The organism is Bradyrhizobium sp. (assembly GCF_049519115.1).
Taxonomy (GTDB): Bacteria; Pseudomonadota; Alphaproteobacteria; order Rhizobiales; family Xanthobacteraceae; genus Bradyrhizobium.
In genome coordinates this window covers 45,525-60,708 of sequence record NZ_JBEKRB010000022.1, presented here as the reverse complement: position 1 = coordinate 60,708, position 15,184 = coordinate 45,525, and the positions used below count along the sequence as shown (strand labels likewise).

General features: G+C 61.9%; 15 protein-coding genes. 6 read left to right on the top strand and 9 right to left on the bottom strand.

Going from position 1 to position 15,184, the window contains the following annotated elements; all coding sequences use genetic code 11:
• Positions 1–31: 31 nt before the first annotated feature.
• On the top strand, positions 32–973 hold the full coding sequence (gene ftsY / locus ABSE61_RS18150) for a signal recognition particle-docking protein FtsY (RefSeq protein WP_423872503.1): 942 nt from the start codon (positions 32–34) through the stop codon (positions 971–973).
• Positions 974–1,091: 118 nt separating this feature from the next.
• Positions 1,092–1,694: a septation protein A gene (locus ABSE61_RS18145; RefSeq protein WP_423872502.1), complete on the top strand. Its 603-nt coding sequence runs from the start codon at positions 1,092–1,094 to the stop codon at positions 1,692–1,694.
• A gap of 66 nt (positions 1,695–1,760) precedes the next feature.
• Here ABSE61_RS18145 and ABSE61_RS18140 read toward each other — a convergent pair whose 3' ends face one another.
• The 5 genes from ABSE61_RS18140 to ccmA all read right to left on the bottom strand — a co-directional run bounded on the left by ABSE61_RS18140 (position 1,761) and on the right by ccmA (position 4,602).
• Entirely contained in the window at positions 1,761–2,348 is a 588-nt protein-coding gene (locus ABSE61_RS18140; RefSeq protein ID WP_423872501.1) for a DsbE family thiol:disulfide interchange protein, read from the bottom strand.
• Positions 2,345–2,518: a heme exporter protein CcmD gene (gene ccmD / locus ABSE61_RS18135; RefSeq protein WP_423872500.1), complete on the bottom strand. Its 174-nt coding sequence runs from the start codon at positions 2,516–2,518 to the stop codon at positions 2,345–2,347. Before ccmD ends, ABSE61_RS18140 begins: the two co-directional genes overlap by 4 nt.
• 4 nt (positions 2,519–2,522) lie before the next feature.
• Positions 2,523–3,263 carry a heme ABC transporter permease gene (locus ABSE61_RS18130; RefSeq protein WP_423872499.1) on the bottom strand — a complete coding sequence of 247 codons (741 nt, stop codon included), beginning with the start codon at positions 3,261–3,263 and terminating at the stop codon, positions 2,523–2,525.
• A gap of 71 nt (positions 3,264–3,334) precedes the next feature.
• Positions 3,335–4,003, bottom strand: a complete 669-nt coding sequence (gene ccmB, locus ABSE61_RS18125; RefSeq protein WP_423872498.1) for a heme exporter protein CcmB — start codon at positions 4,001–4,003, stop codon at positions 3,335–3,337.
• On the bottom strand, positions 4,000–4,602 hold the full coding sequence (ccmA, locus tag ABSE61_RS18120; protein WP_423872497.1) for a heme ABC exporter ATP-binding protein CcmA: 603 nt from the start codon (positions 4,600–4,602) through the stop codon (positions 4,000–4,002). Before ccmA ends, ccmB begins: the two co-directional genes overlap by 4 nt.
• A 181-nt stretch (positions 4,603–4,783) precedes the next feature.
• On the opposite strand from ccmA, the gene acnA reads away from it, so the two are divergent.
• The 3 genes from acnA (at position 4,784) to ABSE61_RS18105 (ending at position 9,264) form a co-directional block, all read left to right on the top strand.
• Positions 4,784–7,504, top strand: coding sequence for an aconitate hydratase AcnA (gene acnA / locus ABSE61_RS18115; protein WP_423872496.1), 2,721 nt, complete (start codon positions 4,784–4,786; stop codon positions 7,502–7,504).
• Positions 7,505–7,649: 145 nt separating this feature from the next.
• Positions 7,650–8,417, top strand: a complete 768-nt coding sequence (locus ABSE61_RS18110; RefSeq protein WP_423872495.1) for a DUF1223 domain-containing protein — start codon at positions 7,650–7,652, stop codon at positions 8,415–8,417.
• A 475-nt stretch (positions 8,418–8,892) separates the two neighbouring features.
• A complete protein-coding gene (locus ABSE61_RS18105) occupies positions 8,893–9,264 on the top strand; it encodes a DUF2794 domain-containing protein (RefSeq protein ID WP_423872494.1) in 372 nt (123 codons plus the stop codon).
• Positions 9,265–9,282: 18 nt separating this feature from the next.
• On the opposite strand, the gene ABSE61_RS18100 is transcribed toward ABSE61_RS18105, so the two are convergent.
• The 4 genes from ABSE61_RS18100 to ABSE61_RS18085 form a co-directional block, all read right to left on the bottom strand.
• Positions 9,283–9,828 carry a GNAT family N-acetyltransferase gene (locus ABSE61_RS18100; RefSeq protein WP_423872493.1) on the bottom strand — a complete coding sequence of 182 codons (546 nt, stop codon included), beginning with the start codon at positions 9,826–9,828 and terminating at the stop codon, positions 9,283–9,285.
• An 86-nt stretch (positions 9,829–9,914) separates the two neighbouring features.
• On the bottom strand, positions 9,915–10,706 hold the full coding sequence (locus tag ABSE61_RS18095; RefSeq protein WP_423872492.1) for a Bax inhibitor-1/YccA family protein: 792 nt from the start codon (positions 10,704–10,706) through the stop codon (positions 9,915–9,917).
• Positions 10,707–10,980: 274 nt separating this feature from the next.
• A complete protein-coding gene (locus tag ABSE61_RS18090) occupies positions 10,981–13,554 on the bottom strand; it encodes an ABC transporter permease (protein ID WP_423872491.1) in 2,574 nt (857 codons plus the stop codon).
• Entirely contained in the window at positions 13,551–14,285 is a 735-nt protein-coding gene (locus tag ABSE61_RS18085) for an ABC transporter ATP-binding protein (protein ID WP_423872490.1), read from the bottom strand. Before ABSE61_RS18085 ends, ABSE61_RS18090 begins: the two co-directional genes overlap by 4 nt.
• On the opposite strand from ABSE61_RS18085, the gene ABSE61_RS18080 reads away from it, so the two are divergent.
• Positions 14,272–15,042, top strand: coding sequence for an arylesterase (locus ABSE61_RS18080; protein WP_423872489.1), 771 nt, complete (start codon positions 14,272–14,274; stop codon positions 15,040–15,042). The genes ABSE61_RS18085 and ABSE61_RS18080 overlap by 14 nt on opposite strands.
• Positions 15,043–15,184: the final 142 nt, after the last annotated feature.

Below are 15,184 nucleotides of genomic sequence, written 5' to 3'. Positions count from 1 at the left end.
CTAGTTTTTTAACCGCTAACACACCCCCAACATGAGCGACACTCCGGAAAATACGAAGCAGAGCTGGTGGCGGCGGTTGTCCAGCGGGTTGAAGCGGACGTCGAATTCGCTCGGCACGGCGGTTGCCGATCTCGTGACCAAGCGCAAGCTCGACCGCGCCATGCTCGACGATATCGAGGATGTGCTGCTGCGCGCCGATCTCGGAACCGATGTCGCGGCGCGCATTTCCGAGGCCGTGGGTCATGGCCGCTACGACAAATCGATTTCGGCCGACGAGGTCAAGGCGGTGGTGGCCACCGAAGTCGAGAAAGTGCTTGCGCCGGTCGCCAAGCCTTTGACGATCGACGAAGCCAAAAAACCTTTCGTCATTCTCGTCGTCGGCGTCAACGGTTCCGGCAAGACCACCACCATCGGCAAACTGGCCGCGAAGTTATCCGCCGAAGGCCGCAAGGTGATGCTGGCTGCGGGCGATACGTTCCGCGCCGCCGCAATCGAGCAATTAAAAATCTGGGGCGAACGGACGAATTCGCCGGTCATTGCAGGAGCGCAGGGTTCGGACTCCGCAAGCCTTGCCTTCAACGCGCTGTCGGCGGCCCGCGACGAAAAGCGCGACGTGCTCCTGATCGATACCGCCGGACGGTTGCAAAACAAAGCCGAACTCATGAGCGAGCTCGAAAAGGTCGTTCGCGTTATTCGAAAGGTCGACGACATCGCGCCGCACGCCGTACTGCTGGTGCTCGACGCCACGGTGGGACAAAACGCGCTCTCGCAAGTTGATGCGTTTTATCGTACCGCTGGCGTCACCGGTCTCGTGATGACCAAGCTCGATGGCACGGCGCGCGGAGGAATTCTGGTGGCGCTGGCGGAGAAATACAAGCTGCCGGTGCACTTCATCGGCGTCGGCGAGGGCGTCGACGATCTTGCGCCATTCACCGCGCGGGATTTCGCGCAAGCCATCGCGGGAATCGAGTAGGCTTCATCGTGAGGAGGCGCGCGCACCCGAGCAGGCTGAGCGGTAGCGAGGCCGTCGCGAATGGTGCAAATGAAACGCCGTCTCGATGGATGAGTACAACACGTCTAATGGAACAATAATGGACAAGACCCAGCCGCATCCGATGTTCAAGCTCGCCACCGAATTGGGGCCGCTGCTTGTCTTCTTTATCGCGAATGCCAAGTTTCATTTGTTTGTCGCGACCGGCGCCTTCATGGTGGCGATCGTCGCGGCGATGATCGCGTCTTATGTCGTGACACGACACGTGCCGCTGATGGCGCTGGTCACCGGCGTCATCGTGCTGGTGTTCGGAACGCTGACGCTCGTGCTGCACGACGAGACCTTCATCAAGGTCAAACCCACCATCATCTATGGCCTGTTTGCGGTTGTGCTGGGCGGCGGGCTGCTGTTCGGCCGATCCTTCATCGCGATCCTGTTCGATCAAATGTTCAATCTGACCCCGCAAGGCTGGCGCATTCTCACGCTGCGCTGGGCGCTGTTCTTTCTCGCGATGGCCGTCCTGAACGAAATCATCTGGCGCACCCAGAGCACTGACTTCTGGGTCGGCTTCAAGGCGTTCGGCGTGATTCCACTGACGATGCTGTTCGCAATCGCCCAGATGCCGCTGATCAAGCGCTTCCATCTCGATCCGGTGTCGCTGCAAACCAGCGACGCGGCGGAGGGGGATGTCAGCAAGGGGTGAAAATTGTCTTCGTCATTCCGGGGCGCGAGCTTCTTAGCGAGCGAGCCCGGAATGACGACTACGCCGTCATTTCAGCGCCTTGTCGATCTCGGCGCGAAGCACCGTGTTGACGTTATCGGCCGTCACCGGGCCGACCATCTTGTACACGATGGTGCCTTCGCGCCCGACGATGAAGGTTTCAGGCACGCCATAGACACCCCATTCGATCGAGGCGCGGCCATTGGCGTCGACGCCGACAACGCCGAACGGGTTGCCATAGCGGCCGAGAAAGCGCCGGGCATTGTCGGCGGAGTCCTTGTAATTGATGCCGACGATTTGCAGCCGCTCGTCGCGGCCTAGCTCGGTCAGCAGCGGGGCTTCGTCATGACAGGGCACGCACCACGACGCCCAGACATTGACGAGTGAGACCTTGCCCTTGAAGACCGACGGATCGAGGCCGGGGATTGGCGCGCCGTTGTTGGCGAGCCCTTGCAGCGGCGGCAAGGGCGTTTGTGGCGCGGGATGGCCGATTAAAGCGGATGGAATGCGCGAGGGGTCGCCGTCGCCAAGCCGGAACCAGAAGATCGCGGCGAGTGCCGTAAATACGATCAGCGGCAGCGCCATCAGCCAGCGCGAACTTCGCGGCGCATCGTTTTGTGTTTTGGACTCGCTCATGTCTTGTCCCTGCGTCCGGAGCGGCGCACGACCCCTTCTGATTCCAGTTCGCTCAATCGCCGCTTTTGACCGCGATAGTCGATGACGATCCACGCGATCAGCAGCACCACGACCACCAGGACCACCAGATAGGAGGTCGCGATAAAATTCGCGTAAGGACCAAGCGACATGGCCTCACACCGGCCGCTGACCGGCTTGCGCCACGTGAATCATCTGCATCGCGCGCACACGACGGCGGAGGATTTCATTGCGCATCGCGGCGAGGTGCAGCGTGAGGAACAATAGCGAAAATGCCAGTGCCATGACCAACAGCGGAATCAAAAAGGCGCGGTCGAGTGTCGATCCGCCCATCCGCATCACCGAGGCCGGCTGATGCAGCGTGTTCCACCAGTCGACCGAAAACTTGATGATCGGAAGGTTGATGGCGCCGACCAGCGTCAGCACCGCGGCGGCCCGCGCAGCGCGCGAGGGATCGTCGACCGCCCGCCATAGCGCAATCAGGCCGAGATACATCAGGAACAGGATCAATACCGACGTCAGCCGCGCATCCCACTCCCAATAAGTGCCCCACATCGGCCGCCCCCAGAGCGAGCCGGTGACCAGCGCCAGAAACGTAAAAGCAGCACCAAGCGGGGCGGCGGCTTTCGCGGCGACATCCGCAAGCGGATGCCGCCAAACCAAAGTGCCCAGCGCAGCCAGGCTCATCACGCCCCAGACGAACATCGACAGCCAGGCATTCGGCACGTGAATGAACATGATCTTCACCGTCGCGCCTTGTTGGTAGTCATCCGGCGCCATCGCCGACTGGTACAGGCCGACCGCAAGCAGGATGGCGGTTGCGATCGCAAGCCACGGCAACAGGCGCGCCGTGAAAGCGAGGAACCGGGTGGGATTGGCGAGGTCGATCAGCGTCATGGCATCCTGTTAATGGTCGAAGGCGTTGCAGGCAATCGGCATAAATGTCTTTGACCGACAGTTGATAGACATCAATCCAGTCCGTGCCGGAGGCTCGCCGCCGCCGCAAATGGCCCAATGACAAGGCCGAACAGTGACAGCGCACACAGAATCGAAAACGGCGCGCCGAAAGACGTTGGCCCGGTAATGGCCGCTTCCGAGGCCGCCATGCCAAAGATCAGCACGGGTATAGACAGCGGCAGTACCAGCACGGCGAGCAGAAGCCCGCCGCGATGCAGCGTTACCGCGAGTGCTGCTCCGATCATGCCGGTGAATGTCAGCGCCGGCGTGCCGGCGAGAAGCGTCAGCGCCACGGCCGCGGTCGCGCTGACGTCGAGATTGAGCAAAAGGCCCAGCACCGGGGTCGCCAGGATGAGCGGCAATCCCGCGGCGAGCCAATGAGCCAGCGCCTTGGCTGCGCAGGACAATTCGAGCGGTGTTCGGCTCATCGTGATCAGATCGAGCGAGCCGTCGTCGTGATCGGCGGTGAACAGGCGATCCAGCGTCAAAAGACTGGCGAGCAGCGCGCCGAGCCAGAGGATCGCGGGCCCGAGCCGCGCCAGCAGCGCAAGGTCGGGTCCGATGGCAAACGGCATCAGCACCACGACGGTGAGGAAGAACAAGACGCCGATCAGGGCGCCGCCGCCCACGCGAAGCGCGATCCGGATGTCGCGGCGGATCAGGGCGGAAAGCGCGCTCACGAGGCGTCTCCGACGCGCAACGACCGCGCGGCAATTCCGAGCGGCGTGTGGGTGGCGGCGACGATCAGGCCGCCGCGCGCCAGATGATCCCCCATCAGGGTCGAGAACAGCTTTTGCCCGGCGGTGTCAAGCGCGTTGGTCGGTTCATCGAGCAGCCAGACCGGCCGCCGCACGGTCAATAGACGGGCAATCGACAGCCGGCGCCGCTGTCCCGCGGACAAATAGGCGGCCGGCAAACGCGCGGCATGGTCGAGCTCCACGATGGCCAGGCTCTCGGCCGGGTCCGACGTCGCCCCGCCGAGAAAATCCCGCCAAAACCTCAAATTTTCCGACACGCTGAGCGCCGGCTTCAGCGCATCGCGGTGGCCGAGATAATGCGATTGCTCGGCCAGCGTCAGCTCGTCTTCGCCACCTTCGAGGGCGATGGTCCCTCCCGCGAGGGCCAGCAGGCCCGCAATCAGCCGCAGCAACGAGGTTTTGCCGGCCCCGTTGGGGCCGACCACCGCGAGCGCCTCACCGTTGCTTGCTTCGAAATCGAGGCCGGAAAAGACTTCCCGGCCGCCCCGCACACATCTGACGCCGCGTCCCGAGAGCCGCATTATTTTCCTTTGCCGCGCATTGCTTCCAGCCGCTTCTCGGTGTGGCGGTGATTGTTGAAAGATTCTATAAGCCGGAACTTGACTCGCCGCACAATCCGCCGGCCGCAAGCCGTCCGGTCACTGCTTTCTATAGTACTATAATACCCTTGCCGGGTATGACCGACAATTTGGGATTCCTCACATGACCTCTCTCGACAGCTTCAAGTGCCAGAAAACCCTCAAGGTTGGCGGCAAGACCTACGTTTATTACAGCCTGCCCACCGCCGAGAAGAACGGTCTGAAGGGGATCGCCAAGCTTCCTTATTCGATGAAGGTGCTGCTGGAGAACCTTCTGCGCAACGAAGATGGCCGCACCGTCAAGAAGGAAGACATCGTCGCGGTCTCGAAGTGGCTGAAGAAGCGTGCACTCGAACATGAGATCGCCTTCCGCCCGGCGCGCGTGCTGATGCAGGATTTTACCGGTGTTCCCGCCGTGGTCGATCTCGCCGCGATGCGCAATGCCATGCAAAGCCTTGGCGGCGACGCCGAGAAGATCAATCCGCTGGTGCCGGTCGATCTCGTCATCGACCACTCGGTGATCGTGAACTTCTTCGGCGACAACAAGGCGTTCGGCAAGAACGTGGTCGAGGAATACAAGCAGAACCAGGAACGCTACGAATTCCTGAAGTGGGGTCAGAAGGCGTTTTCGAATTTCTCCGTGGTGCCGCCCGGCACCGGCATCTGCCATCAGGTCAATCTCGAATATCTCGCGCAGACCGTGTGGACCAAGAAGGAGAAGATGACGGTCGGCAAGAAGACCGGCACGTTCGAGGTCGCCTATCCGGATTCGCTCGTCGGCACCGACTCGCACACCACGATGGTGAACGGTCTCGCCGTGCTTGGCTGGGGCGTCGGCGGCATCGAGGCGGAAGCCTGCATGCTCGGCCAGCCGCTGTCGATGCTGCTGCCGGAAGTGGTTGGGTTCAAATTGAAGGGCCAACTCAAGGAAGGCGTCACCGCGACCGACCTCGTGCTCACGGTCACGCAGATGCTGCGCAAGCAGGGCGTGGTCGGAAAATTCGTCGAGTTCTTTGGCCCTGGTCTTGATCACCTCTCGGTCGCGGACAAGGCGACCATCGGCAACATGGCGCCCGAATATGGCGCGACCTGCGGCTTCTTCCCGGTCGATGCCGCGACCATCGATTATCTCAAGACCTCCGGTCGCAAGGCCGATCGCGTCGCGCTGGTCTCGGCCTACGCAAAAGCCCAGGGTCTGTTCCGCAAGTCCGATTCCGCCGATCCGGTTTTCACGACGACGCTCACGCTCGATCTCAAGGACGTAGTGCCGTCCATGGCCGGACCGAAGCGCCCGGAGGGCCGTGTTGCCCTGCCGGCGGTGGCCGAAGGCTTCGCGGGCGCGCTCACCAGCGAATACAAGAAGACGACCGATGCCGCGACGCGCTATGCGGTCGAAAATCGCGATTTCGATCTCGGTCATGGCGATGTGGTGATCGCGGCCATCACCTCCTGCACCAACACCTCCAATCCGAGCGTCCTGATCGGCGCCGGACTGCTTGCGCGCAATGCGGCTGCCAGGGGATTGAAGGCCAAGCCTTGGGTCAAGACCTCGCTGGCGCCCGGCAGCCAGGTGGTGGCGGAGTATCTTGCCAATTCCGGATTGCAGCTTGAGCTCGACAAGGTCGGCTTCAATTTGATCGGCTTCGGCTGCACCACCTGCATCGGTAATTCCGGCCCGCTGCCGGAAGAGATTTCGAAATCGATCAACGACAACGGCATTGTTGGTGCCGCGGTGCTGTCGGGCAACCGCAATTTCGAAGGGCGCGTCAGCCCGGACGTACAGGCGAATTATCTGGCTTCGCCGCCGCTGGTTGTCGCCTACGCGCTTGCCGGAACAGTCACGAAGGATCTCGCGGTCGAGCCCATCGCAACGGGCAAGGACGGCAAGCCGGTTTACCTGAAGGACATCTGGCCGACGGCGAAAGAGATCAACGCACTCATGAAGAAGTTCGTGACCGCGACGATCTTCAAGAAGAAATATGCCGACGTCTTCAAGGGCGACACCAACTGGCGCAAGATCAAGACCGTCGAGAGCGAGACCTATCGCTGGAACATGAGCTCGACCTATGTGCAGAACCCGCCTTATTTCGAAGGCATGAAGAAAGAGCCGGAGCCGATCGTCGACGTGGTCGATGCACGGATCCTCGCGATGTTCGGCGACAAGATCACCACCGATCACATCTCGCCGGCCGGTGCGATCAAATTGACATCGCCCGCAGGAAAATATCTGTCGGAGCATCAGGTGCGCCCGGCTGACTTCAATCAGTACGGCACACGGCGCGGTAACCATGAGATCATGATGCGCGGCACCTTCGCCAATATCCGCATCAAGAACTTCATGCTGAAGGGCGCCGACGGCAACATCCCCGAAGGCGGCATGACCAAGCACTGGCCCGACGGCGAACAGATGTCGATCTACGAAGCCGCGATGAAGTATCAGGCCGAGAATGTGCCGCTGGTGGTGTTCGCCGGCGCCGAATATGGCAACGGCTCGTCGCGGGACTGGGCCGCGAAGGGGACCCGGCTGCTTGGCGTACGTGCCGTGATTTGTCAGAGCTTCGAGCGCATCCATCGCTCCAACCTGGTCGGCATGGGCGTGCTGCCGTTGACCTTTGAGGAGGGCGCGTCGTGGCAGTCGATCGGCCTGAAGGGCGACGAAAAAGTAACCATACGCGGGTTGCAGGGCGACCTGAAACCACGCCAAAAGTTGACCGCCGAGATCGTATCGGGCGACGGTGCACTGCAGCGTGTTTCATTGTTGTGCAGGATCGATACCCTCGATGAGCTGGATTACTACCGAAACGGCGGCATTTTGCAGTATGTGCTGCGCAAACTCGCCGCGTGATTGTGATCGGGGGCTCACCGCGAAGTGAGTAGCGACCAGGGGGCAGGCACCCTAAATTGGAGCCTGCCCGTTCGAAAGCCGATGGCTTTGTGGTCCGTTAGATGGTAGCGGCGAGTGGTGGCAACAACGGTTCCCCGGTTCCGGTATGACAGTGATGATGGCCTGTAACTCTATTTCACGGTGGTCCAGCGCCCTTGGCGTTTGCGCCATCGTGGCCGTCGTCCGTCCCGCTGTCGCCGCGGAGCCGCGCGCCGTGATCGAACTTTTCACGTCGCAAGGCTGTTCGTCCTGCCCGCCCGCCGACAAGGTTGTCGGCGAACTAGCCAAGGATCCCAGCGTGATCGCGCTGAGCATGCCGATCGACTATTGGGACTATCTGGGTTGGAAAGATACGCTGGCGGACGCACGCTTTTCCGCCCGTCAGAAGGCTTATTCGCTGATGCGTGGCGACCGCGATGTCTATACGCCGCAAGTCGTCGTCAATGGCGAGGCCCATGTGATCGGCAGCGATCGTGCCGGAATTGAGCGTGCGATTGAGGTCACCCGGGAGAGCGATGGCGTGATGTCCGTGCCGGTTTCGATGAAGCTGAACGGGAAACAGATCACGGTTTCAGTCGCCGCTTCGAACAGGCCGCCGGTGGCAACCCATGGCGAAGTGTGGATTTGCTCGATCTCCAAGGCAGTTCCGATCTCCATCGGCCGCGGCGAGAACCGCGGACGCGAGGTGACCTACTACAACGTGGTCCGCAACGTGCTGAAGGTCGGCGACTGGAACGGTAGTGCCGGAAGCTGGACGGTGCCGCTGGAAAATATTTCCCATGACGGCATCGATGCCGCGGCCGTCTTCGTTCAGGATGGAAGCCGCGATCGGCCAGGCCCGATGCTCGGTGCGGCCTATACGGCGCTGCACTAGACGACAGACGACTTCCAAAGACCCCTGCATCCAAAATCTTATCCGCGTCAGTCGCTCACACGGGCGCAATCTCTGTGCTTTGCGGATATTTCGGCGTGTTTCTCAAGCCGAAACAGAAATCTTCCTGAAAAAGAAAAAGGACCAACTCGCGTTGGTCCAGTCACGGATCAATACTCTGCGCGAGACCCGATCCCGACGACCCCGGGGGGCTGGGGGCTGAGGAATCCGGCATCGAAAGGACCGGGCCAGCGCAGGAATTACTTTTCGCAAGCTAGCAGGGCACGCGGTGGGCAGAAGTGGGGCCGTATTATGATTCCGCTAACGATGCCGTGACGTTGCCGACAGCCCTCGTTCCACCATAAGTCGAAAGTCCGGATGCCCGCCGCGAGCCGGGTGCGTAAACGCGGCCCCTTGCGAAGCCGTTCAGTCGGCGCAATCATGTCCGGCAAATGACAGGAATGACAGGAGACGTTCCATGAGTTTGATCTCGGAGGATGCCGATCCGAGCGAGGCACGCGCCGCGGCGCGCCAGGCCGCTGCGCCCGCCCAGCCCAGTCGGGTGACGTTCAATCGTCTCGAACTCAACCGCATTCTGAATTTGTATGGACGCATGGTCGCCGACGGCGAATGGCGCGATTACGCCATCGACTTCCTGCGCGAGCGCGCGGTTTTCTCGATCTTCCGCCGCGCCTCCGAAGTTCCGATTTACCGGATCGAAAAAGATCCGCGACTGGCGCGCAAGCAGGGCATGTACAGCGTGATCTCCGCCAGCGGTCTGATCCTGCGCCGCGGCCATGAACTGGATCGCGTGCTGCTCGTGATCGACCGCAAACTGGCGGTGGTTTGACCCGCGAACGCTACCCCCTCATCCTGTTCCGCCTTCACCTCCCGGCACCGTGCGGGCTCCTTGGCCTAGTTCGCGCTGCATCATCACCGTGTCGAGCCAGCGGCCGAACTTGAGGCCGACATGGGGGTGGGTTCCGATCATCCGGAAGCCGCAGGCCGCATGGACGCCGACCGATGCGGCATTCGCCGAATCCCCGATCACCGCGATCATCTGCCGAAAGCCGCGCGTCTCGCATTCGGCGATCAGCCGCTCGAGCAGTTGCCGGCCGATTCCGCGGCGATGGGTAGCCGGCCGCAGATAGACGGAATTCTCGACCGTGAAGCGATAGGCCGGCCGCGGCCGATACGAGGATGCATAGGCGTATCCGACCACGCTGCCCTCCAGGACGGCCACGAAATAAGGGAAGCCGCCTTCGATCAGCGCCTGAAAGCGCCGCGTCATCTCGGCAAGGTCGGGCGGGACAAGTTCGAAGGTCGCGGTTCCGAAGCAAACTTCGTGCGCGTAAATCTCGGTGATGGAAGGCAGGTCAACCGCCGCTGTCGGCCTGATTTCGAGCGAGGACATTGGCGAAGGTTATTTTCAGAGCCGCCAAAAGAAAAGCCCCGGCATCTGAGGCCGGGGCTTCTTCGTCTTCGATCGACTTGGAGGCGTTAGTCGCGCTGGCCAAGCAGCTGCAACAGCAGCGTGAACAGGTTGATGAAGTTCAGGTAGAGCGACAAGGCTCCGGTAATCGCCGCACGCTCCGCCACGTCGCCACCCGCGCTGGCGTAGCCGTAGATGTAGTCGTTCTTCAGCCGCTGGGTATCCCAGGCGGTGAGGCCCGCGAACACCAGAACGCCAACCACGGAAACCACGAATTGCAGCATCGAACTCGCCAGGAAGATATTGACCAGGCTTGCGATGATGATGCCGAACAGGCCCATGATCAGAAACGATCCCATTCCCGTCATGTCACGCTTCGTGGTGTAGCCATAGAGGCTCAGCGCGCCGAACGTGGCGGCAGTGATAAAGAATACCCGCACGATCGAGGTGTGCGTGTACACCAGGAAAATCGAGGACAGCGAGATGCCCATCAGTGCCGAGAACACCCAGAACAGCATCTGGGCGGTCGACGGCGCGAGACGGTTGATACCGGCCGAGATCACAAAAACCATCGCAAGCGGCGCCAGGATGAACAGCCACTTCAAGGGGCTGACGAACATAGCGTAGCCGAACGGGGTCAGGAACGCGTTGCCGATCTTGGCAGCGGCCCCCGAGGGGTCATTGGTGACGGCGGCCATATAGACGCCAAGCGCGGCCAGGCCGGTAATGGCGAGGCCGATGCTCATATAATTGTAGATGCGCAGCATGTAGGCGCGCAGACCGGCGTCTACCGTCGCGGCGTCAGCGCGCCCGGCGGCCCGGCCGAAAGGAGAGGCGTAGTTGCGGTCTAGGTCCGACATGGTCGAATTCCTGTTGGTTGTCTGGCAGGCAAATCTCGCCTCGCCAGCTAGAATTAACCCAGATATCGCCGCCATCAGACATTAATTTTGCGTCATGAAGCGGTATCTGGTCGTTGATCCGATATTTGGGAAACTAGCACATCCGCCGCAAGCGTCCATGCGCGGCTGAATGTCGCGAGGCCGCGCTGGTATGCAGTCGATACCGCCTGAATTTTTATACGATTTTTATACGGATGGGCCGCTTCTGACTTTTGCATCCAGGGGCGGCTGCTCACTAGAGGTTCCTCAGCACCGCAGCGGGTTTTTGGTTCAAGGCCATCAGCGTTCCTGCCAATCCCAGTCCGACGGTGACAAGGAGGGTTGCCGCCACGACGCCGGCGGCGCTGCCGGCCTGCCAGATAAAGCTCAGGGTCATCAATCTGGTCACAATCAGCCAGGCCGCAACCGAGCCGGCAATCACGCCGAAGATCGCGGTAGCCAGGCCGATCAGCAGGTATTCAAGGGCGTAGGCACCGAGCAGACTTACTCGCGTCGCCCCCAACGTCTTGAGAATAACCGCATCATAAACGCGGTGGCGATGACCGGCGGCCAGCGCTCCGCCGAGCACCAGCACGGCCGAAATCAGGGTAATGGCGCTGGCGCCGCGGATCGCCAGTACCAGATTGGTGACGACCGAGCCGATGGTCTCCAGCGCCTCGCGAACCCGTACGCTCGTTACCGTCGGGAAGGCGTTCGCGACCGATTTGACGATCGCAGCGTCGCTGGCGGCGTCGGGATGGGCCTCGGTCAATGTTGCTATATGTGTATGAGGCGCGCCTCTGAAGGCGTTGGGCGAAAAAACCAGCACGAAGTTGATGCCGAGCCCCTGCCAGTCGACGGTGCGCGTGTTGCCAATTTTTGCCGAGATGTCGCGGCCGAGCACATTGACGACGATCTCGTCCCCGATCTTGAGCTTGAGCCCGTCGGCGATTTTCTTCTCGATCGAAACCAGTGGCGGCCCGTTATAATCGGCGCCCCACCATTCGCCCTCGACAATTTTGGAGCCTTTCGGGATTTCGCCGGTCGAGGTCAAGCCGCGGTCGCTTTGCAGCACCCATTCGCTGTCGGTGGAGGGCTTGAGGTCCTCGGCCTTGACGCCGCGGGCCGAGACGATGCGTCCGCGCAACATCGGCACTTCCTCCACCGTCGATCCCGGCGAGGTCTGTCGCAGGAACGCGGTGAACCGGTCGGCTTCGGTGGAGGGGATATCGATGAAGTAAAATGACGGCGCATGCTCCGGCAACGCCGCCATGAATTGCCGCCGCAGATTGCCGTCGATCTGGGTGATCGTGACCAGGACGGCGAGGCCAAGGCCGAGCGACATCACGACCGACGGCGTCAGCGCGCCCGGCCGGTAGATATTGGTGATCGCGAGCCGCAGCATGGTTATCCGCGCCCGCGGCAGACGGCGCGCCAGCGCCATCAGGATCGCGGCAACGGCGCGCAACAGAGCGAAGACGGCGATCGCCGACACCACGAAGACGGTGGCCACGCGCTTGTCGTAGGCAAGACCAACGATGACGGCGATCAGCAATGCGATGACGGCGCCCATCCACACGAGGTGACGCCAGCGCGGACGATGCGATGCGACCGATATGGTTTCGCGAAACAGCGCGGCGACTGGCACGTCGCGAACGCGGCCAAGCGGCCATAACCCGAAGGCGAGCGCGGTCAACAGCCCATAGACAAGCGACAAAGCGAGTTCACCGATATGCAGCGCGGGTTCGACCGGCAACGGCAACAGCTTGCCGAATAGGTGCACGATGACGAACGGCAGCGCGGCGCCGGCGACAAGTCCGATGGTCGAGCCGATCACGGCAAGCCCCATCACTTGCGTCAGATAAATCGCAAATACGTCACCGCCGGTGGCACCGACCGCCTTGAAGGTTGCGATGACGTCGCGGCGGCGATCGATATGGCTCTTGACCGCGTTAGCAACGCCGACGCCGCCGACCAATAGCGCCGCCAGTCCAACCAGCGTCAGGAACTGCGTGAAACGGCTGATCGTGCGTTCGAGTTGCGGCGAGGCGTTGTCGCGGGAGCGGACTTCCCAGCCGGCCTGCGGCAGCGCCTGCCGCGTATCGTCGACGAGCCGGGCCATGTTGTGATCGCTGTTGACGTCGTTCGGCAGTTTGACCCGGTAGTTCCAGCGCACGAGACTTCCAGGCTGGATCAATTGCGTGGCGCGAAGCCCGGCCTCGCTGACCAGGAATCGCGGACCGAATCCGAGGCCGCCGGCGAGTTTGTCGGGCTCGCCATTGTCGAGGCTGCGGATCTGAAAGCTCGCGCTGCCGACATTGACGCGATCGCCAAGCTTCAGATCGAGCCGGGTCAACAGCGTCTGATCGGCGGCTGCACCGAAGGCGCCGTCATGTTCGGCGAGCAAGTCGGCGATCGGCATGTTCGGTTCGAGCGACAACTGGCCGAGCATCGGGTAGGCGGCGTCCACCGCCTTGATCTCGACCAGCGCCAGGCGGGCATCTCCCGCGCGCGCCATGCCGCGCAGCGAAGCCGTCACGGAGACATTGCCGCGCGCGCGCAGGAAGGCGATCTCGTCGGGCTTCGCCTCGCGCTGGAAGAGCGAGAAGGAGACGTCGCCGCCGAGCAGCGTGCGGCCCTCGCGCGCCAGCCCGTCACTGAGGCTGGCGGCGACCGATCCGACGCCGGAGATCGTCATGACGCCGAGCGCGATACAGGCGATGAAGACGTAGAAACCGCGCAAGCCGCCGCGCAATTCGCGCAGGGCGAAACGCAGGGGGAGGGAAGCCGGGCGGCGTTTAGTGGCTTGGGCTTCGGCAACGATCGTCATGAAGCGGCATCATGCTCCGCGACGTGCGCATCGATGCGGCCCGAGCGCAGCCGCACGACGCGGTCGCAGCGATGCGCCAGCGTGACGTCGTGCGTCACCAATACCAGCGTCATGCCGCGCTCGGCATGTTTGGTGAACAGGAGATCGACAATCTGCTTGCCGGTGGTCTCATCGAGGTTGCCGGTCGGCTCGTCAGCCACCAGAATAGCCGGATCGGGCGCGAGCGCACGGGCGAGCGCAACGCGCTGCTGCTCGCCGCCTGAAAGCTGCATGGGATAATGATGCAGCCGATCGCCGAGGCCCACGGAAGCAAGCTCTTGCGCGGCGCGCTCCGAGGCATCGGGATTTCCGGCGAGCTCCAGTGGCACCGCGACATTCTCCAGCGCCGTCATGGTCGGGATCAGATGAAACGACTGGAAGACGATACCGACCTGGCGGCCTCGAAAACGCGCCAATGCGTCCTCATCAAGGGCATTGAAAGGGGTTCCATTGACCACCACCTCTCCGCTGTCGGGACGCTCCAGTCCCGCCATGACCATGAGGAGCGTCGATTTTCCCGAACCCGAAGGCCCGATCAGGCCGAGCGCTTCGCCCGATGCCACGCACAGGCTGATGTCCTTGAGAATATGGACGCGCGCGGCACCCGAACCGAGCGACAGATTGACGTTGGAGATTGAGATGCTGTCGGGCGCGAGGCCGGACAAGGATGAGGGGTCGATGAGACTGTCCATAGTTCGGTCATATGGTACTTCCGGCGCCGCGGTCGAGAGGCGAGCGCCCACTTTCCGAAGTTCACGATCGGCGGTGCTGTTGTCGATGTTCAAGCATATGCTCGTGTGGGGTCTGTTGTTGGCCGCGGCGGAACCGGCCTTCGCCCAATCCTCGGCGGCCGCTGGCGGTGCGCCGATCAAAATGGTGGTGCTGGGCGACTCCTTGAGCGCGGGGCTTGGCTTGTCCGGCCCGGACGCTTTCCCTGCCAAATTGCAAAAGGCGTTGAAGGCTAAGGGGATAGAGGTCGATATGACCAATGCCGGCGTTTCCGGCGATACCTCCTCGGGCGGTCGCGACCGGCTCGACTGGTCGGTGCCTGAAGGCACGCAGGCCGTCATCGTCGAACTCGGCGCCAATGACGCCTTACGCGGCACCGATCCCGCCGTCACCCGTACGTCGTTGACCGATATTGTGACGCGGCTGAAGGCGCGGGGCATCGCGGTGATGTTGTGCGGAATGCTTGCGCCGCCAAATTATGGCGCGGATTTTGCTGCTCGCTTCAATACAATCTATCCCGACATCGCCAAATCGTCGGGCGTGCCGCTCTATCCGTTTTTTCTCGAAGGCGTCGCGGCCGATGCCAAACTCAACCAGGCCGACGGCATGCATCCAACCGCGGAGGGAGTTGACATCATCGTCAAAAATATCTTGCCTACCGTTGAGGCATTTCTCGGCCCGATATCGAGGCGCGAGCTGAAAAACGAACCGCGAGGGTGAGGCGTGGAGAACCTTTCTGACCGGTTAACGCGGGATGCTTCGCAGGGTCATATAACTGCGCTAAAAATTATCATCGGTGATTCGTCGCCGGGTCTGTCAGAGAACATGATCTTTTAGGAAAGCTGTTATTCTCTTCCTCGAA

What these genes read in the sequence shown, in the direction of transcription:
- ftsY (WP_423872503.1), top strand. Translation starts at nt 32, where the DNA reads ATGAGCGACACTCCGGAAAATACGAAGCAGAGCTGGTGGCGGCGGTTG.
- ABSE61_RS18145 (WP_423872502.1), top strand. Translation starts at nt 1,092, where the DNA reads ATGGACAAGACCCAGCCGCATCCGATGTTCAAGCTCGCCACCGAATTG.
- ABSE61_RS18140 (WP_423872501.1), bottom strand. Translation starts at nt 2,348, where the DNA reads ATGAGCGAGTCCAAAACACAAAACGATGCGCCGCGAAGTTCGCGCTGG.
- ccmD (WP_423872500.1), bottom strand. Translation starts at nt 2,518, where the DNA reads ATGTCGCTTGGTCCTTACGCGAATTTTATCGCGACCTCCTATCTGGTG.
- ABSE61_RS18130 (WP_423872499.1), bottom strand. Translation starts at nt 3,263, where the DNA reads ATGACGCTGATCGACCTCGCCAATCCCACCCGGTTCCTCGCTTTCACG.
- ccmA (WP_423872497.1), bottom strand. Translation starts at nt 4,602, where the DNA reads ATGCGGCTCTCGGGACGCGGCGTCAGATGTGTGCGGGGCGGCCGGGAA.
- acnA (WP_423872496.1), top strand. Translation starts at nt 4,784, where the DNA reads ATGACCTCTCTCGACAGCTTCAAGTGCCAGAAAACCCTCAAGGTTGGC.
- ABSE61_RS18110 (WP_423872495.1), top strand. Translation starts at nt 7,650, where the DNA reads ATGACAGTGATGATGGCCTGTAACTCTATTTCACGGTGGTCCAGCGCC.
- ABSE61_RS18105 (WP_423872494.1), top strand. Translation starts at nt 8,893, where the DNA reads ATGAGTTTGATCTCGGAGGATGCCGATCCGAGCGAGGCACGCGCCGCG.
- ABSE61_RS18100 (WP_423872493.1), bottom strand. Translation starts at nt 9,828, where the DNA reads ATGTCCTCGCTCGAAATCAGGCCGACAGCGGCGGTTGACCTGCCTTCC.
- ABSE61_RS18095 (WP_423872492.1), bottom strand. Translation starts at nt 10,706, where the DNA reads ATGTCGGACCTAGACCGCAACTACGCCTCTCCTTTCGGCCGGGCCGCC.
- ABSE61_RS18090 (WP_423872491.1), bottom strand. Translation starts at nt 13,554, where the DNA reads ATGACGATCGTTGCCGAAGCCCAAGCCACTAAACGCCGCCCGGCTTCC.
- ABSE61_RS18080 (WP_423872489.1), top strand. Translation starts at nt 14,272, where the DNA reads ATGAGACTGTCCATAGTTCGGTCATATGGTACTTCCGGCGCCGCGGTC.
- ABSE61_RS18085 (WP_423872490.1), bottom strand. Translation starts at nt 14,285, where the DNA reads ATGGACAGTCTCATCGACCCCTCATCCTTGTCCGGCCTCGCGCCCGAC.